Genomic DNA, 25,641 nt, shown 5'->3' with positions numbered 1-25,641 from the left:
GGCCCCGCGGCACCCGTGCTGCGTCCCCCCGCGCAGCACAACCGACCCCTGCGGCAGCCGTGCCGCAACGGCGCACCACCACAGCACCACCAGATCCCCACATCCCCCACATCCCAGAGGCATCCCAGTGGCAACAGTGACCGGAAGGACGCTCGAAGGCGACCTGCAGGGCGACCGCGCAGGAACCGGACGGCTCGGCGACCGCCTGTTCGGCGACGCAGCCAAGGCCTCGGGCGGCCTCGTCATCGGCATCGTCACCCTCGTCGGCCTCTTCCTGCTGTGGCAGGCGATCCCCGCCATCGCGGACGACAAGGTCAACTTCCTCACGTCACGCGAGTGGGCGGTCGGCGACCCGAGCAACCTGCGGTTCGGCATCCTCGAGCTGCTGTGGACCACCGTCGTGGCCTCCACGATCGCCATGCTGATCGCCGTCCCCGTCGGCGTCGGCGTCGCCCTGTTCATCACCCAGTACTCGCCGCGCTGGCTGTCGCGCCCGGCCGCCAACCTCGTCGACCTGCTCGCCGCGGTCCCGTCGATCGTCTACGGCCTGTGGGGCCTGAAGACGTTCGGACCCAAGTTCGACCCGGTGCAGAGCTGGCTGACCGACCACCTGTCGTGGTTCCCGCTGTTCTCCAACACGTCCACCAGCGGCGGCACGATTCTGTTCATCGGCGTCGTGCTCGCGATCATGATCCTGCCGATCGTCACCGCCCTGTCACGCGAGGTCTTCGCCCAGACCCCGACGGCGCACAAGGAGGGCGCACTGGCCCTCGGCGCGACGCAGTGGGAGATGATCCGCACCGCGGTGCTGCCGTTCGGCCGGCCCGGCGTGATCTCCGCGGCCATGCTGGCCCTGGGCCGGGCGCTCGGCGAGACGATCGCCGTCACCATCATCGTGTCGTCCCTGGCGCCCGGGACGCCGTGGAGCTGGTCGCTGCTCAACGGCGGTGAGACCTTCGCCTCGCGGATCGCCAACAACGCCAGCGAGTTCGACTCCCCCGCGAAGACGGGTGCGTTCATCGCGGCGGGCCTCGTGCTCTTCGTCCTGACCTTCGTGGTCAACGCGGTCGCGCGGGTCGTCATCGAGCGCAGGAAGGCCTTCACCGAATGAGCACCGACACCGTCGCCACAGGCCGCACCGTCGGCTCGACCGGGTCCTCCCGACCCGGTGGCCCCGTGCCCGTCCTCGGCCACCCTGCTCGCGGCCGCGAGGCGAAGGACCTGCTCGCGCGAGTCGTCATGTGGCTCGCCTTCGCCCTCGCGCTCGTGCCGCTCGTCTGGATCCTGTGGACCGTGGTGTCCAAGGGCTTCCACCTGCTGCTCGAGCCGCAGTGGTGGACCAACTCGCAGAAGGGCATCACCTCCCGCCACGAGGGCGGCGGCGCCGTCCACGCCATCCAGGGCACCCTGATCCAGGGCCTGGTCACCGCGGCCATCTCGGTGCCGCTGGGCGTGATGACGGCCATCTACCTCGTCGAGTACGGCCGCGGCCGGTTCGCCAAGGCGGTGTCGTTCATGGTCGACATCCTCACGGGCGTCCCCTCGATCGTGGCCGGCCTGTTCGTGTATGCCGTGTGGGTCACCACGTTCGGGTTCCAGCGGGTGGGCTTCGCCGTCTGCCTGTCGCTGGTGCTGCTGATGATCCCGGTCGTCGTGCGCTCGACCGAGGAGATGCTCAAGCTCGTCCCGAACGAGCTGCGCGAGGCGTCGTACGCGCTGGGCGTCCCGAAGTGGCGCACCATCGCCCGGGTCGTCCTGCCGACCGCCTTCTCCGGCATCATCACCGGCATCCTGCTCGGCCTGGCCCGGGTCATGGGCGAGACCGCGCCGCTGCTGATCCTCGGCCCGTACACCAAGTCGATCGCGACCGACCTCTTCGGCGGCTACATGGCGACCCTGCCGACGATGATCAACCAGGACCGCACCGAGAGCCTGCAGCCGGCGGTCGACCGCGTGTGGGCGGCTGCGCTCACCCTCATCCTGCTCGTGCTGCTGCTCAACCTCGCCGGACGCGTCGTCGCCCGCTTCGGCTCGGTGAAGAAGTAGCCCCACCGTGCGGCACACGGCATACCGCGACGAGGCGGCGCCGGCCCACCACTCCCCCGACATCCCCTGAGACCACATCCCATCCCGAAGGACGAACAACCCCATGGCCAAGCGAATCGACGTCAGTGACCTGAACGTCTACTACGGCGCCTTCAAGGCCGTCGAGGGCGTGACCATGACGGTCGAGCCGCGGTCGGTGACCGCGTTCATCGGACCGTCCGGCTGCGGCAAGTCGACGTTCCTGCGCACCCTGAACCGCATGCACGAGGTCATCCCCGGCGGACGCGTCGAGGGCAAGGTCATGCTCGACGACCAGGACCTGTACGCCTCGAACGTCGACCCGGTGGCCGTGCGACGGACCGTCGGCATGGTCTTCCAGCGGCCGAACCCGTTCCCGACGATGTCGATCTACGACAACGTCGCTGCCGGGCTGCGCCTCAACGGCGTCAAGGGACGCAAGAAGCTCGACGAGGTCGTGGAGAAGTCGCTGCAGGGCGCGAACCTCTGGAACGAGGTCAAGGACCGGCTCGACAAGCCCGGCGCCGGGCTCTCCGGTGGTCAGCAGCAGCGCCTGTGCATCGCCCGGGCGATCGCGGTCGAGCCGCAGGTGCTGCTCATGGACGAGCCGTGCTCCGCCCTCGACCCGATCTCGACCCTCGCGATCGAGGACCTCATCTCCGAGCTCAAGGAGACGTACACGATCGTCATCGTGACCCACAACATGCAGCAGGCTGCGCGGGTCTCGGACCAGACGGCGTTCTTCAACCTCGCCGCGACCGGCAAGCCCGGCAAGCTGATCGAGGTCGACGACACCCAGAAGATCTTCAACAACCCCAGCGTGAAGGCCACCGAGGACTACATCTCCGGCCGCTTCGGCTGACCCATCGCGACCACCCAAAACCCCACTTGTTGCCATCTGATGGTCACCAGGTGGGGTTTCGGCGTCCCGGGTGACGACCTCGTGGCAACAAGTGGGCGGGGATGCGGAGGCCAGGTGGCATGTCACGCCAGTCCCTCAGCCCGTCCCCCTGGTCCAGCCGCCACGAGCACCGCACGCGAGCTGCGTCCGCACGTCGACGCGCCCGCACGAGGGCGGCGTCGAGACCCGCGCCTCCGTCACGCAGCTCGGCCGTCCCCCACCGCGCCACCACGAGACCCATCGACTCGAGCTCACGCTCCCGGTCGCGCTCGCGCAGAATGAAGGTCGCCGCGCGGTCGGCGTCCCACTGCTCGTCGAAGCTGCCGAGGTACTTGCTCCGCCCGTCGGCTTCGCCCACGATGCCGAGACCGCCCCAGAGCAGGTCCACCCTGCCGACGAAAGATCCGTCGAGCCGGTGAATCGAGACCTGGCTCATCGGGGGCGGCCATCCGAGGGCGACCGCCGTCGCCACCGACGCGGACTCAAGCCAGGACTCGCGCCGACCGTCAGCCAGCACGATGCCCAGGTCGGCGGTCCGTATGCCCGGCCACCTGCGCTGGCGGCAGCGCACGGCCCGCAGCTCCTCCTCGGCGACCAGCCCCCGACCCAACGCGACGTCGGCGATCGCCAAGCCGTCTCGCAGCCGAAGGGTTCGCAGGCAGTCGATCACAGTCCGGGCCACCGTCGTCACGCGAACGCCATCGACCTCGGTGACGTCATCGGGAGACAGTGCACCGTCGAGGACTCGCCGCCAGTCCTCGGTCGCCGCGGTGCGGGTCGTCTGCAGCGCCGTGAGGCAGACACTCGAGCCCATGGGTCCCCACGGCTGCGGGAGTCCGTGGAGGAGCGCAGCCGTGGCGTGGCTGACCACCGAGCCGGCCACCGAGACCTGCCCCGCGCGGGCGAGGCCCAGGTGCGCCGCAACGGGCGACAGGGCCGACCACGCCTCGCTGGCGGCATACACGTGCGGGGCGGGCACCACGAGCTGGCCTCGCCGCACCGCACCCGCGATCGCGGTGCTGGTCAGCCCGACTGCCCGCGCCTCCCGCGCCAGGAACGGCTGGGGAAGCGCGAGCCACGCGGCCTCCGGGGTGGTGCGCACGTTCCGACCCTGACTCGGCCGGGGCCCGCGGGACAGGGACGCGTTCGTGACTGTGGACGACCTTGCGGCCTGCGGGACGACTGTGGACAGCCGCACTGGGCTCGTCCCGGGATCCGTTCAACCTCGACTTGTTGCCACGTCGTGGTCACCGCAACACCGAAACCGGTCCCGAGTGACCACTTGGTGGCAACAAGTGGGAAGAGCGCACCGACGGGGGTGCGGAGTACCAGAGCGGGTCAGACGAAGAGGTGGATGATCCAGAAGCCGAGGGCGGCGACGATGCCGGCACCCGGGAAGGTCAGGACCCACGCGCCGACGATGTTGCCGGCCACGCCCCAGCGCACGGCCGACAGCCGCTTGGTCGCGCCGACGCCCATGATCGCCGACGTGATCGTGTGCGTCGTCGAGATCGGGGCGCCGAACGCCAGGCCCGCGACGTACAGGATCGAGGCCGCGGTCGTCTCTGCAGCGAAACCCTGCGGCGGGTCGAGGTGGATGATCCGGCGGCCGAGGGTGCGCATGATCCGCCACCCACCGGCATACGTGCCGAGGGAGATGACCACCGCGGAGATGAGCAGCACCCACAGCGGCACGGTGTTGCCCGAGTGGTACCCGCCCACGGTGAGCGCGAGGACGACGACGCCCACGGTCTTGGACGCGTCCTGCAGGCCGTGGCCGAACGCCATCGCGGCGGCCGAGGCGGTCTGGGCGTAGCGGAAGCCACGCGAGACCTTGCCGGGCTGGGCGCGACGGAAGAGCCACAGGATGATCGTCATGACGATGTAGCCGAGGATCACGCCGACGACCGGCGAGAGCACCATCGGGATGACGACCTTCTCCCAGATGCCGTGCCACTTGACGGTGGCGCCGGCAGCCAGGGCCGCGCCGCCGAGCCCGCCGATGAGGGCGTGCGAGGACGACGAGGGCAGGCCGTACCACCAGGTCAGCAGGTTCCACCCGATGGCGCCGATGAGGGCAGCCGCGACGATGACCAGGCCGGTCGTGCCGACGGGGGCGTCGATGATGCCCTTGCCCACGGTGTCGGCGACCTTCTTGCCGAAGAACGCACCGCAGAGGTTGGCGACGGCGGCCATCGCGAGGGCCACGCGCGGGGTGAGCGCGCGCGTCGACACCGAGGTGGCGATCGCGTTGGCGGCGTCGTGGAAGCCGTTGGTGTAGTTGAACCCCATCGCCAGGGCGATGACGATCCCGACCGGAAGCCATTCCATGAGGTGGCTCAGGACTCCTTGACCGCGATGCTCTCGACCTTGTGCGCGACGCTCTCGAACGCGTCGGCCGCGGCCTCGAGCTCCTCGACGACCTCCTTGAGCTTCATGATGGTGATGGCGTCGTTGCCGAAGTCACCGTTGAAGAGGCCCGCGAGGAGGCGGCGGTAGGTCTGGTCGGCCTGGTTCTCGAGGCGGTTGATCTCGATCCAGTACTCGGAGAGGTCCTTCATCGAGCGCAGCCGCGGCATGGCCTCGGCGGTCAGCTCGGACATGCGCGAGAGCACCTCGACCTGGTCGGAGACACCGGCGGGGAGGTCGCCGACGCGGTACAGCACGATGAGGTCGACGGCCGCGTCCATGAGGTCCATGCAGTCGTCGAGCGCGGACGCCAGGCCGTGGATGTCCTCGCGGTCGAACGGGGTGATGAACGAGCTGTTGACCTTGCGGATGATCTCGTGGGTCGCCTCGTCGGCCGCGTGCTCGATCTCGCGCATGCGGGTCGCGATGGAGTCACGCTCGTCGGTCCCGGCGCCGAGCATCTTGGTCAGCTCACGCGAGCCCTCGACGAGGTTCGAGGCGGACTTGGCGAACAGGTCGTAGAAGCTGTTCTCCTGGGGGGTGAGGCGAAAGCCCACGGTTCTCTCCGGTCAGGCGGGGGGATGGCCGGAGACGATGCTACGGGCAAGGGCGATCAGGAGCGCAACCCGGATGCTCCGTGCGCACCGCTCCTTGCACCGCCCCCAGATCCCGGGCGTGGGACTCGCGAGACGTGCGAGTCAGGTGTGCCGGCCTGACGTCGTGGTCGGGCGTGGACGTCAGAGCAACAGATCGGACGTGCAGGTCAGACGTGCAGGTCAGGTCAGACGTGCAGGCGGGTCGCGGAGCGGTGCGGCGCCGCCGGCCCCCCTGCGGGCGCGGTGCGGTGGCCCCGCACGAGGCCGAGCGCGCGGTCGATCTCCTCGTCGGTCAGGGGCCGCTCGCTCGCGGACGCAGCGACCACGAGGTCCCCGACGAGCTCGATCTCGTCCTGCAGGGCGTCGTCGGTGAGGTCGCCACCGGCGTCCGGGTCCGTGGTCATGGAACGACGCTAACGGAGCGGGCTGCGTGGGTGGCAACGTCCTTTGCCATCTCTTGACCGCCAGAGCCGCAGAACCACCCATCCGAGTCATGGATTCCGGTAGTGACTAGTTACTCCGGCGGCGCCGGACACTCCCCGCGCCGGTTGCTCCTCGGCGGCGGTTGCTCCTCGGCGGCGGTTGCTCCTCGGCGGCGGACACTCCCCCGCGCCGAGTGCTCCTTGGTGGCGGATGATGGGCGTATGCCGGGTAGCGAGCCCTTGCCGTCCCCTGCGGGCGGCGCCCCGACCATTCCCGTGCGGGCCGGCACCGAGGTGGTCCTGCAGGAGCGGGGGTCCTTCGCGCACGCGACGTGCGCCGTCTGCGGCTGGTCCGGTCCGGGTCGGCGCTCCCGCGCGACGGCCCGCGACGACGCCGGGGCCCACGTCGCAGCCTGCACAGGTGCACAGGCAGCCGCCCAGGCGGGGGCCTGAACGAAGGAGGGTCATGCGCCGGGCCGGGAGCGCCTCACGGCGCGTGGCCGCTCGTAGCGGCTTCAGTTGGGACCCGGGGCTACCGCGGCCCGGCGCACGTCCGACTGTAACCCGCGGACCCGGGGGAATGTTCCCGGGTCCACAGGGCACCGGGCACAAGGGGCCGTTCAGGTGAGCTCGCCGGCCCGCCACAGGTGGGCGCCGGCCTCGAGGTCCTCGGCCGTGGTGAGCATGTTCGCGGCCCGTCGCGTCTGCCGCCCGGCGGCCTCGCGGTCCGTCACGTCGGTGCTGTGCGCCCGGTCGGCACGGCCGGCAGAGACGACCCGGCAGAACGCCGCCGCGCGCTGCAGCGCGAGGTCGAGGTCCCCGGAGAACACCCCTCGCAGGACGGCGTCGGTGAGCGCCTGCAGCTCTGCGGGACCGGGCGGCTCGGCCACGCCCGCGACCACGTGGTTGACGTCGGTGAAGCGCATCCCGGCGGCATAGTCGGCGCTGGCCTCCTCGGGGTTGCGCTGCACCCACTCCCGCAGGGCGTAGAGCCGCCACAGCGCACCGGGCAGGCTGCGCGCCGGCCGGTCGGCCCACAGCTCGGCGACCGTCGAGAGCCCGAGCTCGTCGACGAGCGCGACGAGCCGCTCGGTGAGCTCCGGGTCCTCCGCGGCCCGCCCGGTCCCCACCAGGACGGCTGCGGTCTCGTGGGCGATCTCGGTCACCTGGGCGGGGTCGGGCACCGTGCCGCCCTGGGTCTCCATGGCGGCTGGGCTGAAGAAGGCGGGACGGCGGGGGTTGTCACGTCCGCTGGGCTCGTTGCGCATCGCCGTCCATCCTCCCACCGCTGCGCCCGGGTGGCCGGTGTCGCGCGACCGGCTCAGTCGAACAGCTCGCTGAGGAAGGACTTGCGACGCCGCTGGCCGTAGGCGCCGTAGGGCGACTTCGAGGTGGCCCGGTACGGCGCCGGGTGGCCCTGCGCCGGTGGCTGCCGCCATGGCTTCTGGCCCTGCTGGTACTGCGGCTGCCCTTGGTACTGCGGCTGCCCCTGGTACTGCGGCTGTTGCTGGTACTGGGGCTGCCCCTGGGGCGGCGCGGCCTGCGGCGGCACCTGCGAGTGCCAGGCGTTCTCGGCGGCGACCAACGCCTCGAGCTCGCCGCGGTCGAGGAACAGGCCGCCGCACCCGGTGCACTGGTCGACGTGCACCTGGTTCCGCTCGTAGTTGCGCATCTCGGATCCGCACTTGGGGCAGGTCAGGGTGCTCATGACCGGCCAACGGGTCGCCGCCACGCGAGGTTCCGGGTGTCCCGTGGGGCGTGGCGCTCGGGACCGTGGCGTCGTCCGGCACGGCGGCGGCGGCCTGCGAGGTGGCCCCGACCCGGCCCCTGCTCCACTCGGAGAAGCAGGGGCGGTCGGTCCGGCCCTGGACGACAAGTCGTCAGACGGTGGTGAAGACGTCCTCGTAGTCGAGCCGCGGCAGGCGCTGCTTCCAGGCGTCCTCACCCGGGCGGCCGATGTTGACCACGGCGATGGTGCGGTGCTCACCGTCCGGGAAGAAGTCGCGGTCCACGGACGCCATGTCCAGTCCGGTCATGGGACCGGCGGCCAGGCCGGCCGCGCGGATGCCGATGATGAAGTAGGCCGTTTGCAGGGCTGCATTGAGGCGGGCCGTGTCCTCACGCGCGGCGTCGTCGCCCGCGAAGAGGTCACGAGCCCCCGGGAAGTGCGGGAACGTGCGGGGGAGCTCGTCGTGGAACGCGGTGTCGGCGGCGAGGATCGCGACGAGCGGCGCCGCCTGGGTCTTGGCCTTGTTGTTGCCGGACATGTGCTCGACGAGCCGGGCGCGCGCCTCGTCCGACCGCACGAGCACGACACGCAGCGGCTGGTTGTTCATCGACGTGGGCGCCCACTTCACGAGGTCGTAGACGGCACGCATCTGGGCGTCACTCACCGGCTCGTCGCTGAAGGTGTTCGCGGTGCGGGCCTCGCGGAAGAGGAGGTCCTGGGCGTCCTCGTCGAGGACGAGGCGGTCGCCGAACTGGGCTTCGAAGTCGGAGAGCGTGTCATGCGTCTGGGTCATGATCGTTGAACAATCAACTACGTTCACTCATTCCCCGACAGTGCGGGGCAGTCGACCGACGCACCGGTATCGTCGGCGTCCGCGAGGAAAAGGGCCGGCTCACCGACCCTGGTCGTCGCGAGTCGGGCCTCTGGGGGGTAGGGACTTTAGTTCTGACCTGTACTTTCCCCGCACATGCGTAGGGAGACTCGCCACGAGCATGGAACGTCCGCGGCCCCATGCTGGAACGACTGTGGACCGGGGACCCACCACCGTCCGCTACACGACCGGGTGGCAAACACGTTGGTCACTGCAGACCAGACCACGGGACTCGTGACGTTCGTCAGGTCGAGCGGTCCGACGCTTTCAGCGAAACACCACTGTGCGGTCTCTGTTCAGGAGCACCCGGTGCTGGCCGTGCCAGCGCACCGCCCTGGCCAGGGCCAGGCACTCGGCGTCACGCCCGGCGGTGACGAGCTCCTCGGGACCGTAGGTGTGGTCGACCCGGATCACCTCCTGCTCGATGATCGGGCCCTCGTCGAGGTCGGGCGTCACGTAGTGGGCCGTCGCGCCGACCTGCTTGACCCCACGTGCATACGCCTGGTGGTAGGGCTTGGCCCCCTTGAAGCTGGGTAGGAACGAGTGGTGGATGTTGATGGCCCGTCCCTCGAGCTGCTTGCACAGGTCGTCCGACAGCACCTGCATGTACCGCGCCAGCACCACCAGGTCGACCTCGTGCCGGTCGACGAGCTCGAGCAGCCGCGCCTCCGACGCCTCCTTGGTGTCGGGGGTGACCGGCACGTGGATGAACGGGACGCCGGCCGACGCCGCGATGGACCGCAGGTCCTCGTGGTTGGAGACGACGAGCGCGATGTCGACGCCGAGGCTCCCGGCGTTCCACCGGTAGAGGAGGTCGTTCAGGCAGTGCCCGAACCTCGACACCATCACCATGGCGCGGGTGCGCCGGCTCGCGTCGTGCAGCTCCCAGCGCATCCGGTATGCCGCGGCGACCGGCCCGAAGGCGGCCTCCAGGGCCTCGTGCCCGGCGCCGGGCGACGTGAAGCACGTGCGCAGGAACAGCAGCCCGTGGACGGGGTCGTCGAACTGCTGGTGCTCGGTGATGTCGCACCCGTTCTCGACGAGCACGGACGTGACCGCGTGGACGATGCCCGGCCCCTCAGGGCAGGTCAGGGTGAGGACGAACTGCTGGGCCATGGTGCACTCCTTCGCCGGCTCGGGCCGGTCAGCACTCGACGACGTTGAGGGCGAGCCCTCCCCGTGCCGTCTCCTTGTACTTGTCCTTCATGTCGGCACCGGTCTCGCGCATCGTCTTGATCGCCTTGTCGAGCGAGACGTGGTGCTGCCCGTCGCCGCGGATCGCCATGCGCGCGGCGGTGATCGCCTTCACCGACGCGACGGCGTTGCGCTCGATGCAGGGGATCTGCACGAGCCCGCCGACGGGGTCGCAGGTGAGGCCGAGGTTGTGCTCGATGCCGATCTCGGCGGCGTTCTCGACCTGCTCGGGGGTGCCGCCGAGCGCCTCCGCGAGGCCGGCCGAGGCCATCGAGCACGCCGACCCGACCTCGCCCTGGCAGCCGACCTCTGCACCCGAGATCGACGCGTTCTCCTTGAACAGCAACCCGATCGCGGCCGCGGTGAGCAGGAACCGCACGACGCCGTCCTCGCTGGACGACGGCACGAACTTCTCGTAGTAGTGCAGGACGGCCGGGATGATGCCGGCCGCGCCGTTGGTCGGGGCGGTGACGACCCGGCCGCCGGCGGCGTTCTCCTCGTTGACGGCCAGCGCGAACAGGGTGACCCAGTCCATGGCGCGGAGCGGGTCGTCCGCGTCGGGGCGGTGCTCCAGCGATGCGCTGAGCTGGGCGGCGCGGCGGCGCACCTTCAGGCCACCGGGCAGCACGCCGTCGGTGGCGCAGCCCCGGGCGACGCACTCCTGCATCACCGACCAGATGCGCAGCAGGCCGGCCCGCACCTCCTCCTCCGAGCGCCAGGACAGCTCGTTGGCGAGCATGACCCCACTGATCGGCAGGCCCGACTCGCGGCACCGGTCGAGCAGCTGCGCGCCGGTGGTGAACGGGTAGCGCACCGGCGTCGAGTCGGGCACCAGACGCTTCTCGCCGATCTCCGACTCGTCGAGGACGAAGCCGCCCCCGACCGAGTAGTAGTCGCGCTGCGCCAGCACCTCCCCCGCGGCGTCGAGGGCGCGGAACCGCATGCCGTTGCTGTGGAACTCCAGGCGCTTGCGGCGGTGCAGCACGACGTCGTCGTCGACGGCGAAGTCGATGTCGTGCCGGCCGAGGAGGGCCAGGCGCCCCTCCTCGCGCACGGCGCGGACCGCCGGCTCCGCGGCCACGGGGTCGACCTCGTCGGGCACCTCGCCCTGCAGCCCGAGCACCACGGCCTTGACGCTGCCGTGGCCGTGGCCGGTGGCGCCGAGCGAGCCGAACAGCTCGGCCCGCACGGCGCGCACCTGCTCGAGCAGGCCGTCCTTCTCCAGTGTGGTGGCGAAGGAACAGGCTGCCCGCATCGGCCCGACGGTGTGCGAGCTCGACGGGCCGATGCCGACCTTGAACAGGTCGAAGGCGCTCACTGCCACGAGGAGTCGTCCTCGTACTCGCGGCAGGCGTCGAGCAGCCAGTCGGCGAGGTAGCGGGCGAACGAGGACCGCACGAGGAGCCGGACCTCGCCACCCCCGTCCCGCGTGACGTCGTCGCGCACGACGAGGACGACGCCGGTCAGCGCGAGGAGGGTCTGCACGCAGGTGCCTGCCGGGCTGACGCGAGGGTCGAGGTCGAGCGAGCACCCGCGGGCCAGGACGTCCCGGGTCAAGGGCCCGGAGACCGCGATCGTGGTGCGGTGCGCCGACACGTCGACCACCACGCCTGCCGACCCGAGGGCCTCGCGCAGCGCCGGCTCGAGCGCCGCCTGGTCGGGCGGGGCGACGACCAGCCACTCGTCGGGCCCGAGCCACAGCACCTCGACACCGTCGGCCCCGCTGACCGCGGTGTTGGCCGTCGTCGGGAGGGCCACCCCCAGCACCCGGGCCGCCTCGGCGGCCTCCGGCCCGGCGGGGTCCACCCGCACGTCGAGCTGGGTGAGGAAGGGCACCTCCCTGACGGTGACGCCCTGCGGCAGCTCGGCCAGCCGGCCGGCATACCCCTGCAGCGGGCTGGTGCGCCCGATCGGCTTGCTCTTCTGGGACTGGGTGGTGATCTCAACCGTCACGGCGGCTGCCCTCCTTGTCGAACAGGACGCTGTCGGTCACGGTGACCGGGACCAGGCCGTCCTCGAGTGGCACGTACAGGGTCTGCCCGATGCGCTCGCGTCCGGAGCGGACGAGGGCGAGGGCGAAGGTGCGGCCGAGGGCCGCGCTGCGGTAGCTCGACGTGACGTGGCCGAGCATGGGGACCGGCGGCTGCGGCAGGTCGTCCACCTCGACGACCTGGCCGCCCTCGGGGAGCAGGACGTCGCCGTCGACGGGCAGGAGGCCGACCAGCTGCTTGCGGTCGGGTCGCTGGTTCTCGGGGCGGCTGAACGACCGCTTGCCGACGAAGTCTTCCTTCTTCTTCGACACGACCCACTCCATCCCCAGGTCCTGCGGGGTGACGGTGCCGTCGGTGTCCTGGCCGATGATCGGGTAGCCCTTCTCGGCGCGCAGGACGTGCATCGTCTCCGTGCCGTACGGCGTGATCCCGTAGGGCTGGCCGGCCTCGAAGAGCGCCTCCCAGACCGCGGTCGCGTGCCACGCGGGCACGTTGACCTCGTAGGCCAGCTCGCCGGAGAAGCTGATCCGGCACACCCGGGCCGGCACCCCGGCGACCTCGGTGTCGCGCCACGTCATGAACGGGAACGCGTCGTTGCTGACGTCGAGGTCGGGCGCCACGGCGGCGAGCACGTCCCGCGAACGCGGGCCGACGAGCGGGATCGTCGCCAGCTGCTCGGTCACCGACGTGAGGTGGACCCGCAGCTCGGGCCACTCGGTCTGGAGCCACTCCTCCATCCACTCCAGGATCGTGGCCGCGTTGCCGGTCGTGGTGGTGACGAGGAACCGGTCGTCGGCGACCCGGATGACCGTGCCGTCGTCGATGACCATGCCGTCGAGGCCGCACATGACGCCGTAGCGCACGGAGCCGACCTTGAGGCTGCTCATCAGGTTGGTGTAGAGCCGGTCGAGGAGCTCGGCGGCGTCGGGGCCCTGGACGTCGATCTTGCCCAGCGTGGAGCCGTCCATCATGCCGACCGACTCGCGGGCGGCCCGGCACTCGCGCAGCACCGCGGTCTCGAGGTCCTCCCCGTCCTGCGGGTAGTACCAGGGCCGCTTCCACTGCCCGACGTTCTCGAACTCGGCGCCGTGCATGACGTGCCAGTCGTGGATCGCGGTGACGCGCACCGGGTCGTGCAGCTGGCCGCGGTCGCGCCCGGCCAGCGCTGCGAACGCGATGGGCGTGTAGGGCGGCCGGAACGACGTCGTGCCCAGCTGGCCGACGTCGACGCCGAGGGCCTCGGCGACGATGCCGGAGGCGATGACGCCGGAGGTCTTGCCCTGGTCGTGCGCCGTGCCGATCGTGGTGTAGCGCTTGACGTGCTCGACCGAGCGCAGGCCGGCACCGGTGGCGCGCAGGATGTCGCCCACGGTGGCGTCGCGCTGGAGGTCGACGAAGCGCCGGTCCTCGTAGCCGCCGTCGGGGTCCGGGTCGGGGACGGCCCAGAGCACGTGCGTCGGCAGGCCGTCGGGCTGCTCCTCCACCTCCGGCAGGGTGACCGGCTGGGCGTCGAACCCCAGGGCCCCCAGCGCCTCGAGGGCCGCACGACGGCCGGACTCGAAGGCGCCCGCCAGGGTGAGCTCACCGCTTGCCGCCCCGGCCACGTTGGTCCCCTCGACCGGGTCGCCGGGGACGAAGGCGCCGATCGTGGCGTCGTAGCGCAGCTTCCCGCGGGCCTGGCTGAACAGGTGGACCGCCGGGTTCCAGCCGCCGGAGACCAGCAGCAGGTCACAGGTGATGCCCGTCCGGGCACCGAGCCGCCCGCCCTCGAACGGCGCGACGTGGGCCCGGGTGACCCGCTCGGTCCCGCTGGTACCCGTGACGACGTGGCCGGCCTTGACCTCGATCCCCCGGCTCGCGCACTCCTCGGCCCAGTGGGCCGGGGCGGAGGGACGGGCGTCGACGACGGCGGCCACGTGGGCGCCGGCGTCGGCCAGCTCCACCGCCGCCGCGTAGGCGGCGTCGTCGGTCGTGAACACGACGACCTCGGAGCCGGGCACCACGGCATACCGCCCCAGGTAGGTGCGCGCCGCGCCGGCGAGCATGATCCCCGGACGGTCGTTCCCGGCGAACACGATCGGGCGCTCGTGGGCGCCGGTCGCGACGACGACGTGGCGTGACCGGATGCGCCAGACCCGCTGGCGTGACACGTGCTCCGGCGCCTGCGCGCCGAGGTGGTCGGTGCGCTTCTGCAGCGCGAGCACGAAGCCGTCGTCGTAGTGGCCGAAGGCGGTGGTGCGCTGGAGCACCCGCACGTCCGGGTGTGCCACGAGCTCGGCGACCGCGCGCGCGACCCACTCGAGCGCCGGGGCGCCGTCGACCCGTTCGGTGCCGGCGAGCAGCGAGCCCCCGGCCTCCGGCTCGTCGTCGACGACGACCACACGGGCGCCGGAGCGCGCCGCGGTCAGCGCCGCGGTGAGACCGGCGGGGCCCGCGCCCACGACGAGCACGTCGCAGTGCGCGTGCATGGCGTCGTAGCGCGCCGGGTCGGGGTCCTCGGCGAGGCGGCCCTGGCCGGGCAGGCCACGGGCGCGCAGGCCGTCGAAGAGCTCGACGGTGGTGGCGGTGAGCATGGGCTCGGGGAAGGGCGTCTCGACCTGGACGAGGGCGTTGGGGTCCTCTGCGCCGGCGGCGAAGGTGCCGCGCGGGCGGCCCAGCTTGATGCTCGTCGCGACCTGGTGGACGCCGTTGGCGAGCAGGGCCGAAGCGAGGGTGTCGCCCGCGTGACCGGTGAGGGTCCTGCCCTCGAAGGTGAAGGAGAGCTCGCGGGAGCGGTCGATGCGGCCACCGGTGGGCCGCCGGAACTCCTGGGCGCTCATGCGATCACCGGCTTCGGCTCGTCGAGGCGGTAGACCGCCAGCATCTGGTGGGTGGCGGTGTCGCGGACGGCGTTGAACCACCGTCGGCACCCGCCGGTGTGGACCCAGCGCTCGGCGAAGGGACCCTTGGGGTTGTCACGGAAGAAGACGAACCGGCCCCACTCCTCGTCGGAGAGAGCGCTGGTGTCGGAGGGGTAGGCCACGTGGGCCTGGCCCCCGTAGTGGAACTCGGTCTCCTCACGGGGCCCGCAGTGCGGGCAGGCGATGAGCTGCATGGTGTGCTCCTGGTCTTGCTCTCAGGACTGGGCTGAGGTCTGGGGCTGACGTCTGGGCGGTGCGGTGTGAGCTCGGTCCGGCTCAGTGGGCGACGGCGGCGGCGCCGTGCTCGTCGACGAGCGCGCCGGTGGTGAAGCGCTCGAGGGTGAAGGGGGCGTTGTAGGGGTGCGGCTCACCGGTGGCGACGGTGTGCGCGAAGCACCAGCCCACGCCGGTCGTGGCCTTGAAGCCGCCGGTGCCCCAGCCGCAGTTGAGGTACAGGTCGTCGATCGGCGTCAGGCCGACGATCGGCGAGGCGTCGGGCGTGGTGTCGACGATGCCGGCCCAGGTGCGCAGCAGGTGGGCCCGCGCGAAGACGGGGAACAGCTCGAGCGCCGCGGCCATCTGCCGCTCGATGATGTGGAACGCGCCGCGCTGGCCGTAGCCGTTGTAGCCGTCGATGCCGGCGCCCATGACGAGCTCGCCCTTGTGCGCCTGCGAGACGTAGACGTGCACGGCGTTGGACATCACGACCGTCGGGTGCACCGGCTCGAGGAGCTCGGAGACCAGGGCCTGCAGCGGGTGCGACTGGATCGGCACGGGCAGGCCGACCATGTCGGTGAGCACCGAGGTGTGGCCGGCCGCCGCCAGGGCGACCTTGCCCGCGCGGATGGTGCCGCGGCTGGTGCGCACGCCGGTGACCCGGCCGTCCTGCACGTCGATGCCCTGCACCTCGCAGTCCTGGATGAGGTCGACGCCCATCTCGCTGGCCCGCCGGGCGAAGCCCCATGCGACGTAGTCGTGCTTGGCGATGCCGGCCCGCGGCTGGTACGTCGCGCCGAGCACGGGGTAGCGGACGTCCGGCGAGATGTTGACGATCGGGCAGACCTCCTTGACCTGCTGCGGGTCCAGCCACTCGGCGTCGATCCCGTTGAGGCGGTTGGCGTGGACCCGGCGGACCGAGTCGCGCACGTCCTGGAGGCTGTGGGCGAGGTTGAGCACGCCGCGCTGGCTGAACAGGATCGGGTAGTCGAGGTCCTCGGCGAGGGTCTCCCACAGCTTGAGGGAGTGCTCGTAGATGCCCGAGCTCTCGTCCCACAGGTAGTTGGACCGGATGATCGTGGTGTTGCGGGCCATGTTGCCGCCGGCCAGCCAGCCCTTCTCGAGCACGGCGACGTTGGTGATGCCGTGGTTCTTGGCCAGGTAGTAGGCGGTGGCCAGGCCGTGGCCGCCGCCACCGACGATGACGACGTCGTAGGACTTCTTGGGCTCGGGGTTGCGCCAGAGGAAGTCGGGGTGGTCCGGCAGCTCGGCGCCGGGGGTGCGGGGCGTGCTCATGAGAGGTCTCCGTCGAGGTCCGGGTAGAGGGGGAAGCGGTCGGCCAGCGCGGTGACGCGGGCCTTGAGGAGGTCGGCCGTGGTGTCGTCGAGCTCGGGCTGGAGCGCGGCGGCGATGATGTCGGCGACCTCGGCGAACTCCTCGGCGCCGAAGCCACGGCTGGCCAGGGCCGGGGTGCCGATCCGCAGGCCCGAGCTCACCATCGGCGGGCGCGGGTCGAAGGGGACGGCGTTGCGGTTCACGGTGATGCCGATGCGGTGCAGGCGGTCCTCGCCCTGCTGGCCGTCGAGCTCGGAGTGGCGCAGGTCGACGAGCACGAGGTGCACGTCGGTGCCGCCGGTGAGGACGCTGATGCCGGCCGCGGCGACGTCGGGACGGGTGAGCCGCTCGGCCAGGATCTGCGCGCCCTCGAGGGTGCGGCGCTGCCGGTCGGCAAACTCCTCGCTCGCGGCGACCTTGAAGGCCACGGCCTTGGCCGCGATGACGTGCTCGAGTGGGCCGCCCTGCTGGCCGGGGAAGACGGCGCTGTTGATCTTCTTGGCCAGCTCAGCGGTCGAGAGGATCACTCCGCCGCGAGGGCCGCCGAGGGTCTTGTGGGTCGTGGTCGTCACGACGTGGGCGTGCGGCACCGGGCTGGGGTGCAGGCCGGCGGCGACCAGGCCGGCGAAGTGCGCCATGTCGACCATGAGGAAGGCACCCACCTCGTCGGCGATGGCCCGGAACTCGGCGAAGTCGAGCTGGCGCGGGTACGCCGACCAGCCGGCGACGATGAGCTTGGGCCGGTGCTCGCGGGCGAGCCGGCGCACCTCGGCCATGTCGACGCGGTGGTCGCTCTCGGAGACCCGGTAGGCGACGACCCGGTAGAGCTTGCCGGAGAAGTTGATCCGCATTCCGTGGGTCAGGTGGCCGCCGTGCGCCAGGTCGAGGCCCAGGATGGTGTCACCGGGCTCGAGCAGCGCGAACATGGCGCCGGCGTTGGCCTGGGCTCCGGAGTGCGGCTGGACGTTGGCCGCCTCCGCCCCGAAGAGCGCCTTGACCCGGTCGATGGCCAGCTGCTCGACCACGTCGACGTGCTCGCAGCCGCCGTAGTAGCGCCGGCCGGGGTAGCCCTCGGCGTACTTGTTGGTCAGCACCGAGCCCTGCGCCTCCATGACGGCAAGCGGGGCGAAGTTCTCGCTCGCGATCATCTCGAGGGTGCCCCGCTGGCGGGCGAGCTCGTCGCGGAGCGCCTCGGCGACCTCGGGGTCGAGCTCGGACAGGGGGGTGTCCAGCAGGGACTGATGGCGCAGGCCAGCGGTGAGAGCCATGTCGGCGTCCTTTCGGAGAGAGTGGAGCCAGCGTGACCCATCGTTGCGCAAGTGTCAACACTGTTGCTATCAAAGCGAAGCAGCCACCGCCAAGACGGACCAGTTACATCGACGACGACCGCGCGTCAGAGGCTGCACTGCGGCTCAGCTAACCCCCGTTGACACCATTGCGGCGGTGGCCTACCGTCCGACTAGTCGCATCCTTGTTGCACTCCTAGCAACATGCGAGCAGCGGTGATCCAGGCCCGAAAGGACGTGCCCCATGAACCTCGAACGACTGAAGGACATCCCCAACGGTGAGAAGGTGCAGCCGACCTTCTCTGCCCAAGAGATGGAAGCCAGGCTGACCAAGCTGCGCAAGGTGATGGCGGACGAGGGTCTCGACGCCGTGCTCTTCACCAGCTACCACAACATCAACTACTACTCGGACTTCCTCTACACATCCTTCGGGCGCAACTACTACCTCGTGGTGACCCCCGGGTCCTCGACCACGATCTCGGCCAACATCGACGCCGGCATGCCCTGGCGGCGCACCTTCGGCGAGAACGTCGTGTACACCGACTGGCAGCGTGACAACCACCTGTATGCGGTGCAGCAGGTGCTTGCGAAGGAGGGCATCAGGGGCGGGCGCCTCGGTGTCGAGGACGACCACATCAACGGCCTGCTGCGGCACAAGGTCGCCGAGTACACCGGCATGGAACTCCTCGACGTCTCCCAGAGGGTGATGCGCCAGCGGATGGTCAAGTCGGCCGAGGAGATCGAGGTCATCAAGCACGGAGCGCGCATCGGCGATCTCGGCGGAGATGCGATCCGGGAGGCGATCTACGAAGGCGTGCCCGAGTACGAGGTCGCCATCGCCGGCTCGAACGCGATGATCCGCGAGATCGCGCGAACGTTCCCGCACGCCGAGCTGAGGGACACGTGGGTGTGGTTCCAGTCCGGCGTCAACACCGACGGGGCGCACAACTGGGCCACGTCCCGCCAGGTCCAGCACGGCGACATCCTCTCCCTCAACTGCTTCCCGATGATCGCCGGCTACTACACGGCATTGGAGCGCACGCTCTTCTGGGGCGAGCCGTCGGCCGAGCACCTGCGGCTGTGGGAGGTCAACGTCAAGGTGCACCGCCGGGGACTCGAGCTGATCAAGCCGGGCGCGGTGTGCAAGGACATCTGCGCCGAGCTGAACGAGATCTACGAGGCTGAGGGCCTGCTTCCGAACCGCACCTTCGGCTACGGCCACTCCTTCGGGGTCCTGTCCCACTACTACGGCCGGGAGGCGGGCCTGGAGCTCCGCGAGGACATCGACACGGTCCTGGAGCCGGGCATGGTCGTCTCCATGGAGCCCATGATCATGGTTCCGGAGGGCCGGCCCGGCGCGGGAGGCTACCGCGAGCACGACATCCTCGTAATCGGCGAGGACGGTGCGGAGAACATCACCAAGTTCCCCTTTGGGCCCGAGCACAACATCCTCGGAGCCTGAACGGGACGCATCCCGACCACGGCCCCCGCGTCCTGCCGGACGCGGGGGCCGTGGCACGAACCCCTCCGGGGGCGCGCCGGGCCGCCGGTGGAACGGGCGCCCGGCCCCGGCATACGATCCGCATCCACCCGCCCACGAAAGAAGGAACCGTGCCGAGCGACGACACCGAGCGGAATCCCGAGGCCCGTGGCGCCTCGGTGCTGCTCAACGGCCTGGCCGTGCTGGAGGCGTTCTCGATCCAGGAGCCGGTGCTCGGAGTGACCGAGATCGCGCGCCGGGTCGGGCTGCACAAGAGCACGGTCTCGCGGATCCTGGCGACCCTCGAGCAGGCGGGGTATGTCGAGCGCGAGCCGGCCGGCGGCCGGTTCCGCCTCGGCCTGGGACTCATCGCACTGACCGGTCCCCTGCTGGCCGACCTCGACGTCCGACGCGTCGCAGGCGCCGCCCTGCAGCGCTTGACCGAGCGCACGGGCGAGACCAGCGCACTCATGGTGTGGAACGGCCACGAGGCCGTCGTCGTCGAACAGGTGCCCAGCCCGAAGCAGGTCAAGCACACCGCGACCATCGGCACCCGCTACGACACATATGAGAGCTCCTCGGTCAAGGTGTTCCTGGCCGAGCTTGACGCCTCCGACGTCGCGCACCTGTTCGAGCGCCGCCTCCTCGCCGGCACGTACGACGAGCACACGCTCGACGCCTACACCGCCGAGCTCGAGCAGGTGCGCACGCAGGGCTTCGCCGTGAACGACGGGCGCACGTCGGCCGAGGAGGTGGGGATCGCCGCACCGGTCCGCGACCACCGCGGGGTCACGACAGCGGCCGTCATGCTCTCAGCCCCTCGGTTCCGGGTGCCGCCCGCGCTCCTCGAGGTGCTGGCCCGAGACGTCGCCGAGGCCGCCCGGGACGTGTCGGCCCGGCTCGGCAGCTCGGCCTGATACCTGGACCCCGCACAACGGGCGTGGCCCCGCACCACGAGAGGTGCGGGGCCACGGTCGTCGCGGCGGGCCGGCTCAGGCCCTGGCCAGCCGGTCACGATCCGTCTCGCCGACGCGCATCCCGTTGCGCCGGATTGCGACGTCCGGGAAGGACGGGACGGTGTAGCGATCGTGGACCCGGACCTCGTCGCTGGTCCTGGCCGTGTGCTCGGCGATCTCGGCCAGCGTGGTGACCCACATTCCGTCCAGCCCCTTGACCTCCTCGACGAGCTGCTCGAGCGCGGCGAGCCGGCCGGGTCGGCCGGAGATGAAGGGGTGGTTGGTCAGGACCCAGCAGCCACCCTGGGCGTGCTGTGCCTGCGCCTCGAGGAACCAGAGCTCCTTAGCCTTGTTCGGGCTCTCGATCACCCCGCTGCCCGTCCAGCCCGGGTAGAAGGCGTACTGCTCCCAGTCGTCGAGCGCCCAGTCGACCGGGATCTCCACGATGTCCCGGCTGGAGCCCGGTGACACCTGGAAACGGTACGGCGCGTCCCCGTCGAGCAGACTCGAGTCGTACCGGAACCCTCGCTCCGCGAGCAGCTCGGGCGTGTGCCAGTTCATCTCCCACCAAGGTGCGCGGTACCCGACCGGGACCACGCCGGCGACGGAGTGCAGGGCGTCCAGTCCGCGGTCGAGATAGCCCGCCTCCGTGTCCCGCGAGATGCCCTGCATCTGCTCGTGCAGGTAGCCGTGGTGACCGATCTCGTGGCCCGCGTCGACGATCGCGCGGAGCATGTCCGGGTGTGACTCGGCGGTGAAGCCCGGGACGAAGAACGTGGCACGCACCTCTTGGCGTGCGAGCATCGCCAGCAGCTTGGGCACCGCGACCTTCGGGCCGTAGGACTGGTGCGACATCAGTGACATCCGGTTGACCGCGCCGGGGTCGTGGGCCAGCACGCAGGACTCGGCGTCGACGTCGAAGGTGAAGGAGGCTGCGGCCCTGCGCCCGGCAGGCCAGGTGGCCACGGGGGTGTCGGCGCCGCTCACAGGTCCGACCCCAGGGCCACGGAGCCGGCCGGTGCGGGGAGGGCCGGTGCGGAGAGCTCGTCGGTGGCCGTCGTGGCGACGGCCTCGCCCGGGTCGACGGCGGCATACCGCGCGTGCACCCGCCCGCCCAACAGGGCGTACGTCCCGGCTGCGGCGACGCCGCCGGCCAACCAGGACAGGTCCACCCCGCCCATGGCCCTGGCCGCGAAGCCCTGGAGAGCCGGCGTCAGTCCGTACATGAAGAGCCAGGTGGCGATGACACCCACCGCAAAGGCGGTCATGGCTGCCCAGTTGACGTCAGGCAACCGGCGCGTGCCGACCGGCTCGAAGAGCCGGGGTGCGTCGATCCGGCCGCGCTCGAACCGGTAGTAGTGCACCAGCATGATCCCACCCCAGGCCGCCACCCAGGCGACGATCCCGATGAGCCAGGTGTCGAGGATCGTCGCGAGGTCCGACTGGAAGATGAAGAAGACGACGGCGAGCATCGCGATTATCCCGACGAAGACACTGAGCTTGCGGCGCTCGACCTTGACGTCGAGGGCCTGGGCCGCGACGGAGAACGTGTAGATGTTGAGGATGTTCGTGGCAATCGGGCCATGGATGACCAGCAGCAGCACCGGCAGCGCCAGGGCGCCGTAGTTGTCGACGATGAGTTTGCCGGGGTCGACCGAGCCGTTCTTGGTCGCCAGCGTGGCGCCGAGGACACCCAGCCACACCACAGGGATGAACTGGCCGAGCACGCTGGCGGAGTACAGGCGCCGGCGGGGCATGGCCGTGCTGACGAAGCGCGAGTAGTCGGCGGCATAGGTGAACCACGTGATGCCCCAGCCGATGCCGATGGCGGTCATGACGGCCGTCATGGCGGCCCAGCGCGCCTCACCCGTGAGGACGTGGCCCGCGGGTCCGGCATAGCCCCAGTTGACGTGCAGCTTGAACCAGGCCACGAGCGACATCCCGACGAGGACGACGACGGTCGGGGGCACGGTCCATCGCTCGAACGTGGAGATCGCCCGGTACCCGATCCACGAGATGGCCACCTGGATGCCCATGATGACGGCTGCGACAAACACCTTGGCGACGTAGTTGTGGGCTGCCGGGTCGAGGACCCCGAGTTTGCCCAGCAGGGCCATGACCAGGTCGAGGATGATCCACGTGTTCACCGCGCACCACCCGATCGCCAGGCCTGCCTGGATCGTGGCCGGGAGGTAGGCGCCGCGGCGGCCGAACGCGGCCCGCGACAGCACCATGCCCGTCACACCCGTCCGCTGGCCCATGAGGACGAAGAGGCCGAAGAGCGCCATGCCGATCAGGTTCCCGGCCACGAGGACGATCAGGGTGTCGCGGAGCCCGAGACCGAGCTGGACGCCCAGTGCGCCGAGCACCCAGTTGATGGGCGCGATGTTCGCGCCGGCCCAGATCCAGAACTGGCCGGACACGCTGTGGGTCCGGGCCGACTCGGGGATCGGTTGGAGGACCTGCTCGACGTCGTGGGGGCTGGGGGCGGTGCTTGCACTCATGGGGATCTCCGTCCTTGGAGGGGGGTTGCCGACCATGGTGAGCGCTGGCTCCCACCCGTCACAAGAGACATACTGTCAGTCAACATCGCCAAGGAATGGACGGAACGTCATGGCTCTTGCGCTGCGCGACCTACTCGCGGATCCCAGTCTCGCCGCCTCGCACCCCGTCGTCCATGCCGGTGCCGAAGCATTGGGCAGGTCGGTGCGCTGGGTGCACACGAGCGAGGTTCTGGACGTCGCATCCCTGCTGCGCGGTGGTGAGCTGCTCCTCGTCGGGGGGGCGTCACTCGCCGAGGCCAGCGAGGACGTGCGTCGCACGTACATCGCCGAGCTCGCGGAGGGCGGGGCAGCGGGCCTGGCGCTGGAGACGGGAACGCGTCTGCCGCTCGTCCCGCCGGAGATGGTCGACGAGGCCGAGCGCCGCGGGTTCCCGATCATCGAGCTGCACGGGGTGGTGCGCTTCGTCGAGGTGACGCAGAGCATCAACAGCGGGCTGATCAACGAGTCCGTGCGCCGCCTCCAACTGGCCGACCGGGTCTCGCACGCCCTCGCCGCCGGGCTAGCGGAGGGGGCCGAGCTGCCGGAGCTGGCAGCCATCCTGAGCCGTGTCGCGCACGCAACCGTGCGGCTCACCCGACCGGGGGGTGAGCCCATCGCGGAGGCGGTTCACCCCTCGTCCCTGGGAAACGGGCGTCACGGCGAGGCGCTCACGGCCCCCGTGACGAGCGCCGGTGTCACCGTGGCGATCCTGGCCCTGGTGCCGACCGGCGACAGCGACTTGCTCATGCTGCAAGCAGCCCGAGAGCGCGCCCCCGAAGCCCTAGGTCTGGCGTTGCTGCGCTGGAGCCCGCTGTCCCAGCTTGAGCGCGAGACGCACGAGTTCATCACCACCCTGGTCCGGGGAGCGCGCTCCCCTCGGCGCCTGCTCGAGCTGGCCGACCAGCTGGGAATCCGGGCCCACACCGCGTGGGCCACGGTCGTCGGGAGGGTCGGGGACGACCCGCGTTGGGCAGCCGGCATCGACTCCGCCCTGCGACGCGCTGGTCGACGCGCGGTCTCGGAGCTCACCCATGACCGCTACACCGCCGTCGTCGCGTTCGACCGGACCGAGCCCCTGTCGGCCGCGCGCCAGCGTGTGCTGCGGGACCTGCGCGACACGCCGCTTCCACCGCAGGTGCGAATCACGGTCGGGCCCGGGTCACGGGACGTCACGACGTTGGGCAGGTGCCTGCGTGAGGCCGAGCTGTCGCTGGAGCTGGGGGGCGAGGGTGACAGGGAGCTCGTGGTCGACGCAGGTGCCCTCGCCATGGACCGGTTCCTCTCCGCCGTCAACCGCCCGGCCATGACGGCGGAGTTCGTCGACGAGGTCCTGGGTGACCTGCTGGAGCACGACCGGGCTCGCGGGTCGGACCTCTTCGGCACCCTCGCCGCGTACCTGCGGCACGCCGGGCACAAGACCCAGACCGCGTCGGCGCTACACCTCCAGCGGCAGACCCTGTACCAGCGGCTGGAACGCGTCATGGCGATCCTCGGCCACCCGGACCCCTCCTCCGACCGCTGGGCCGCCATCACGGTCGCGGTGGAGGTCGAGCGGACGCGTCGGCGCGGCATACTTCCGGGCTACCACCCCTGGCGACCGACGGAGGCCCGATGAACGCTCCATCCACCGTGGAGGACGACCGGCGATGGCTGGACGTCGCCGTGCATGAGGCACGCTCCGGGCTCGCCGAGGGCGGGATCCCCATCGGCGCGGCCATGGTGTGCGACGACGTGCTGGTGGCGAGTGGGCGCAACCAACGCGTGCAGCTCGGCAGCGCGATCCGGCACGGTGAGACGGACTGCATCGAGAGGGCGGGAAGGCAGCCCGCCTCCCTGTACCGCCGCTCGACCCTTTACACTACCCTTTCGCCCTGCTTCATGTGCGCGGGAACCGTTCTGTTGTATGGCATTCCGCGAGTGGTGGTGGGCGAGAACAAAAGCTACGAGGCATCCGAGGAGCTCTTGCGCGCCCACGGCGTCGACGTGGTGGTGGTGGATGACGCCGCCTGCCTCGAAATGATGAACTCGTTCGTGCAGGCCCACCCCGATCTCTGGTTCGAGGACATAGGCCGCTGAGTGGCCTCAAACGGGCGGCGTACAGCGCTGGTCAACGACCGCATAATGGCTCCGCGCGTATAGCAGATCGGCGCGTTTATAGCGCGGTATAGCAGCCCGTGATGGCGTGACGCAGTGCCATCGGGCTCCATCTCGTCATGATCATCGTGCGGGGATCATGCGCGGGTCTTCGCTGGGGCAGCGACAGATCAACTTCACGACGGTGGAGACGACGTACCCGCCACGGCCGGCGGTGCCGGAGCGAAGGTCTAGCGCGAGCAGGGGGTGCCTTCTTCGGCACCACACCAGAGTGTCCAGTGGTAGCCACTGGAAGTCTTGGCCGAGGTGACTGGCAGAGCCGCTGGAGTTCCAGTCGCTGTCCGGCGCGGTGGCGGTAGGTGGGCGTCGCCGGATGCGGCGCTGGTCGACGTCGTAGCGGGTGCCGCTGGCGGTGGTCACCTCCCACTGGCCGCCGTCGGTGTCCGTGAGCACGTCGGGTTGGTCCACCTGGTCGGCTGTCGCGTGTGGGGTGGGCGGGGGCAGGGGCTGGGGCCGGGTGTGGTTGAGCTGGTGCAGCCGTTGGCCGAGAGGGGCGTGCGGAGCCTGACCCGCTTTCCCGGACACCTGAGCTGAGGCGATGATCGCCTTGGAGAGGAGTCCGTCAGATGCCTGCACCGAAGCCGCCGGAGTTCC

The 25,641-nt window shown here is 70.7% G+C and carries 24 protein-coding genes; 7 read left to right on the top strand and 17 right to left on the bottom strand.

Annotated elements, in window-relative coordinates; all coding sequences use genetic code 11:
- The first annotated feature begins 127 nt into the window (after positions 1–127).
- From pstC to pstB, 3 genes are all read left to right on the top strand, one after another.
- A complete protein-coding gene (gene pstC / locus ACFUC1_RS07350) occupies positions 128–1,111 on the top strand; it encodes a phosphate ABC transporter permease subunit PstC (RefSeq protein ID WP_379118172.1) in 984 nt (327 codons plus the stop codon).
- Positions 1,108–2,046: a phosphate ABC transporter permease PstA gene (gene pstA, locus ACFUC1_RS07345; RefSeq protein WP_379118171.1), complete on the top strand. Its 939-nt coding sequence runs from the start codon at positions 1,108–1,110 to the stop codon at positions 2,044–2,046. The genes pstC and pstA overlap by 4 nt, the downstream gene beginning before the upstream one ends.
- Positions 2,047–2,149: 103 nt before the next feature.
- Positions 2,150–2,926, top strand: a complete 777-nt coding sequence (gene pstB, locus ACFUC1_RS07340; RefSeq protein ID WP_379118168.1) for a phosphate ABC transporter ATP-binding protein PstB — start codon at positions 2,150–2,152, stop codon at positions 2,924–2,926.
- A gap of 43 nt (positions 2,927–2,969) precedes the next feature.
- Here the strand turns inward: pstB and ACFUC1_RS07335 are convergent, their stop codons facing one another.
- The 14 genes from ACFUC1_RS07335 to glyA all read right to left on the bottom strand — a co-directional run bounded on the left by ACFUC1_RS07335 (position 2,970) and on the right by glyA (position 17,896).
- Complete coding sequence (locus ACFUC1_RS07335) at positions 2,970–4,067, bottom strand: hypothetical protein (RefSeq protein WP_379118166.1); 1,098 nt, start codon at positions 4,065–4,067, stop codon at positions 2,970–2,972.
- Between the two features lie 236 nt (positions 4,068–4,303).
- Positions 4,304–5,296, bottom strand: coding sequence for an anion permease (locus ACFUC1_RS07330; RefSeq protein ID WP_379118164.1), 993 nt, complete (start codon positions 5,294–5,296; stop codon positions 4,304–4,306).
- Positions 5,297–5,304: 8 nt separating this feature from the next.
- A complete protein-coding gene (locus tag ACFUC1_RS07325; RefSeq protein WP_379118162.1) occupies positions 5,305–5,931 on the bottom strand; it encodes a DUF47 domain-containing protein in 627 nt (208 codons plus the stop codon).
- 224 nt (positions 5,932–6,155) lie between these two features.
- Positions 6,156–6,374, bottom strand: a complete 219-nt coding sequence (locus tag ACFUC1_RS07320) for a hypothetical protein (RefSeq protein WP_379118160.1) — start codon at positions 6,372–6,374, stop codon at positions 6,156–6,158.
- 638 nt (positions 6,375–7,012) lie between these two features.
- The gene (locus ACFUC1_RS07315; RefSeq protein ID WP_379118158.1) at positions 7,013–7,660 is read right to left on the bottom strand and encodes a hypothetical protein; all 648 of its coding nucleotides are present in this window, start codon (positions 7,658–7,660) and stop codon (positions 7,013–7,015) included.
- A 53-nt stretch (positions 7,661–7,713) separates the two neighbouring features.
- Positions 7,714–8,100, bottom strand: a complete 387-nt coding sequence (locus tag ACFUC1_RS07310; RefSeq protein ID WP_379118156.1) for a zf-TFIIB domain-containing protein — start codon at positions 8,098–8,100, stop codon at positions 7,714–7,716.
- 172 nt (positions 8,101–8,272) lie between these two features.
- Positions 8,273–8,914, bottom strand: coding sequence for a malonic semialdehyde reductase (locus ACFUC1_RS07305; RefSeq protein WP_379118154.1), 642 nt, complete (start codon positions 8,912–8,914; stop codon positions 8,273–8,275).
- 345 nt (positions 8,915–9,259) lie between these two features.
- Positions 9,260–10,108 carry a formyltetrahydrofolate deformylase gene (purU, locus tag ACFUC1_RS07300; RefSeq protein ID WP_379118152.1) on the bottom strand — a complete coding sequence of 283 codons (849 nt, stop codon included), beginning with the start codon at positions 10,106–10,108 and terminating at the stop codon, positions 9,260–9,262.
- A gap of 28 nt (positions 10,109–10,136) precedes the next feature.
- Positions 10,137–11,510 carry an L-serine ammonia-lyase gene (locus tag ACFUC1_RS07295; RefSeq protein ID WP_379118151.1) on the bottom strand — a complete coding sequence of 458 codons (1,374 nt, stop codon included), beginning with the start codon at positions 11,508–11,510 and terminating at the stop codon, positions 10,137–10,139.
- A complete protein-coding gene (locus tag ACFUC1_RS07290) occupies positions 11,501–12,139 on the bottom strand; it encodes a sarcosine oxidase subunit gamma (protein WP_379118149.1) in 639 nt (212 codons plus the stop codon). The genes ACFUC1_RS07295 and ACFUC1_RS07290 overlap by 10 nt, the downstream gene beginning before the upstream one ends.
- Complete coding sequence (locus ACFUC1_RS07285) at positions 12,129–14,996, bottom strand: sarcosine oxidase subunit alpha family protein (RefSeq protein ID WP_379118147.1); 2,868 nt, start codon at positions 14,994–14,996, stop codon at positions 12,129–12,131. The genes ACFUC1_RS07290 and ACFUC1_RS07285 overlap by 11 nt, the downstream gene beginning before the upstream one ends.
- Positions 14,993–15,271: a sarcosine oxidase subunit delta gene (locus ACFUC1_RS07280; protein WP_379118146.1), complete on the bottom strand. Its 279-nt coding sequence runs from the start codon at positions 15,269–15,271 to the stop codon at positions 14,993–14,995. The genes ACFUC1_RS07285 and ACFUC1_RS07280 overlap by 4 nt, the downstream gene beginning before the upstream one ends.
- 82 nt (positions 15,272–15,353) lie before the next feature.
- A complete protein-coding gene (locus ACFUC1_RS07275; RefSeq protein WP_379118144.1) occupies positions 15,354–16,589 on the bottom strand; it encodes a sarcosine oxidase subunit beta family protein in 1,236 nt (411 codons plus the stop codon).
- A complete protein-coding gene (glyA, locus tag ACFUC1_RS07270) occupies positions 16,586–17,896 on the bottom strand; it encodes a serine hydroxymethyltransferase (protein ID WP_379118143.1) in 1,311 nt (436 codons plus the stop codon). The genes ACFUC1_RS07275 and glyA overlap by 4 nt, the downstream gene beginning before the upstream one ends.
- A 262-nt stretch (positions 17,897–18,158) precedes the next feature.
- Between glyA and ACFUC1_RS07265 the strand changes: the two genes are divergently transcribed.
- Both ACFUC1_RS07265 and ACFUC1_RS07260 read left to right on the top strand, forming a co-directional pair.
- The gene (locus ACFUC1_RS07265; RefSeq protein WP_379118141.1) at positions 18,159–19,376 is read left to right on the top strand and encodes a M24 family metallopeptidase; all 1,218 of its coding nucleotides are present in this window, start codon (positions 18,159–18,161) and stop codon (positions 19,374–19,376) included.
- Positions 19,377–19,525: 149 nt separating this feature from the next.
- Positions 19,526–20,311 carry an IclR family transcriptional regulator gene (locus ACFUC1_RS07260; RefSeq protein ID WP_379118139.1) on the top strand — a complete coding sequence of 262 codons (786 nt, stop codon included), beginning with the start codon at positions 19,526–19,528 and terminating at the stop codon, positions 20,309–20,311.
- A 75-nt stretch (positions 20,312–20,386) separates the two neighbouring features.
- Here the strand turns inward: ACFUC1_RS07260 and ACFUC1_RS07255 are convergent, their stop codons facing one another.
- Complete coding sequence (locus tag ACFUC1_RS07255; RefSeq protein ID WP_379118137.1) at positions 20,387–21,337, bottom strand: polysaccharide deacetylase; 951 nt, start codon at positions 21,335–21,337, stop codon at positions 20,387–20,389.
- Positions 21,334–22,854 carry a purine-cytosine permease family protein gene (locus ACFUC1_RS07250; RefSeq protein WP_379118135.1) on the bottom strand — a complete coding sequence of 507 codons (1,521 nt, stop codon included), beginning with the start codon at positions 22,852–22,854 and terminating at the stop codon, positions 21,334–21,336. Before ACFUC1_RS07250 ends, ACFUC1_RS07255 begins: the two co-directional genes overlap by 4 nt.
- Before the next feature lie 109 nt (positions 22,855–22,963).
- Between ACFUC1_RS07250 and ACFUC1_RS07245 the strand changes: the two genes are divergently transcribed.
- Complete coding sequence (locus tag ACFUC1_RS07245) at positions 22,964–24,508, top strand: PucR family transcriptional regulator (RefSeq protein WP_379118133.1); 1,545 nt, start codon at positions 22,964–22,966, stop codon at positions 24,506–24,508.
- Complete coding sequence (locus ACFUC1_RS07240) at positions 24,505–24,969, top strand: nucleoside deaminase (protein WP_379118131.1); 465 nt, start codon at positions 24,505–24,507, stop codon at positions 24,967–24,969. Before ACFUC1_RS07245 ends, ACFUC1_RS07240 begins: the two co-directional genes overlap by 4 nt.
- Positions 24,970–25,110: 141 nt before the next feature.
- On the opposite strand, the gene ACFUC1_RS07235 is transcribed toward ACFUC1_RS07240, so the two are convergent.
- Positions 25,111–25,641: hypothetical protein (locus ACFUC1_RS07235; RefSeq protein WP_379118129.1), on the bottom strand; the 531-nt coding region annotated here is incomplete at its 5' end.

It is taken from the genome of Pedococcus sp. NPDC057267, assembly GCF_042668795.1.
Taxonomy (GTDB): Bacteria; Actinomycetota; Actinomycetes; order Actinomycetales; family Dermatophilaceae; genus Pedococcus.
This window is presented reverse-complemented; position numbering and strand designations above follow the sequence as displayed.

What these genes read in the sequence shown, in the direction of transcription:
- pstA (WP_379118171.1), top strand. Translation starts at nt 1,108, where the DNA reads ATGAGCACCGACACCGTCGCCACAGGCCGCACCGTCGGCTCGACCGGG.
- pstB (WP_379118168.1), top strand. Translation starts at nt 2,150, where the DNA reads ATGGCCAAGCGAATCGACGTCAGTGACCTGAACGTCTACTACGGCGCC.
- ACFUC1_RS07330 (WP_379118164.1), bottom strand. Translation starts at nt 5,296, where the DNA reads ATGGAATGGCTTCCGGTCGGGATCGTCATCGCCCTGGCGATGGGGTTC.
- ACFUC1_RS07320 (WP_379118160.1), bottom strand. Translation starts at nt 6,374, where the DNA reads ATGACCACGGACCCGGACGCCGGTGGCGACCTCACCGACGACGCCCTG.
- ACFUC1_RS07315 (WP_379118158.1), bottom strand. Translation starts at nt 7,660, where the DNA reads ATGCGCAACGAGCCCAGCGGACGTGACAACCCCCGCCGTCCCGCCTTC.
- ACFUC1_RS07310 (WP_379118156.1), bottom strand. Translation starts at nt 8,100, where the DNA reads ATGAGCACCCTGACCTGCCCCAAGTGCGGATCCGAGATGCGCAACTAC.
- ACFUC1_RS07305 (WP_379118154.1), bottom strand. Translation starts at nt 8,914, where the DNA reads ATGACCCAGACGCATGACACGCTCTCCGACTTCGAAGCCCAGTTCGGC.
- purU (WP_379118152.1), bottom strand. Translation starts at nt 10,108, where the DNA reads ATGGCCCAGCAGTTCGTCCTCACCCTGACCTGCCCTGAGGGGCCGGGC.
- ACFUC1_RS07285 (WP_379118147.1), bottom strand. Translation starts at nt 14,996, where the DNA reads ATGAGCGCCCAGGAGTTCCGGCGGCCCACCGGTGGCCGCATCGACCGC.
- ACFUC1_RS07280 (WP_379118146.1), bottom strand. Translation starts at nt 15,271, where the DNA reads ATGCAGCTCATCGCCTGCCCGCACTGCGGGCCCCGTGAGGAGACCGAG.
- ACFUC1_RS07275 (WP_379118144.1), bottom strand. Translation starts at nt 16,589, where the DNA reads ATGAGCACGCCCCGCACCCCCGGCGCCGAGCTGCCGGACCACCCCGAC.
- glyA (WP_379118143.1), bottom strand. Translation starts at nt 17,896, where the DNA reads ATGGCTCTCACCGCTGGCCTGCGCCATCAGTCCCTGCTGGACACCCCC.
- ACFUC1_RS07265 (WP_379118141.1), top strand. Translation starts at nt 18,159, where the DNA reads ATGAACCTCGAACGACTGAAGGACATCCCCAACGGTGAGAAGGTGCAG.
- ACFUC1_RS07250 (WP_379118135.1), bottom strand. Translation starts at nt 22,854, where the DNA reads ATGAGTGCAAGCACCGCCCCCAGCCCCCACGACGTCGAGCAGGTCCTC.
- ACFUC1_RS07245 (WP_379118133.1), top strand. Translation starts at nt 22,964, where the DNA reads ATGGCTCTTGCGCTGCGCGACCTACTCGCGGATCCCAGTCTCGCCGCC.
- ACFUC1_RS07240 (WP_379118131.1), top strand. Translation starts at nt 24,505, where the DNA reads ATGAACGCTCCATCCACCGTGGAGGACGACCGGCGATGGCTGGACGTC.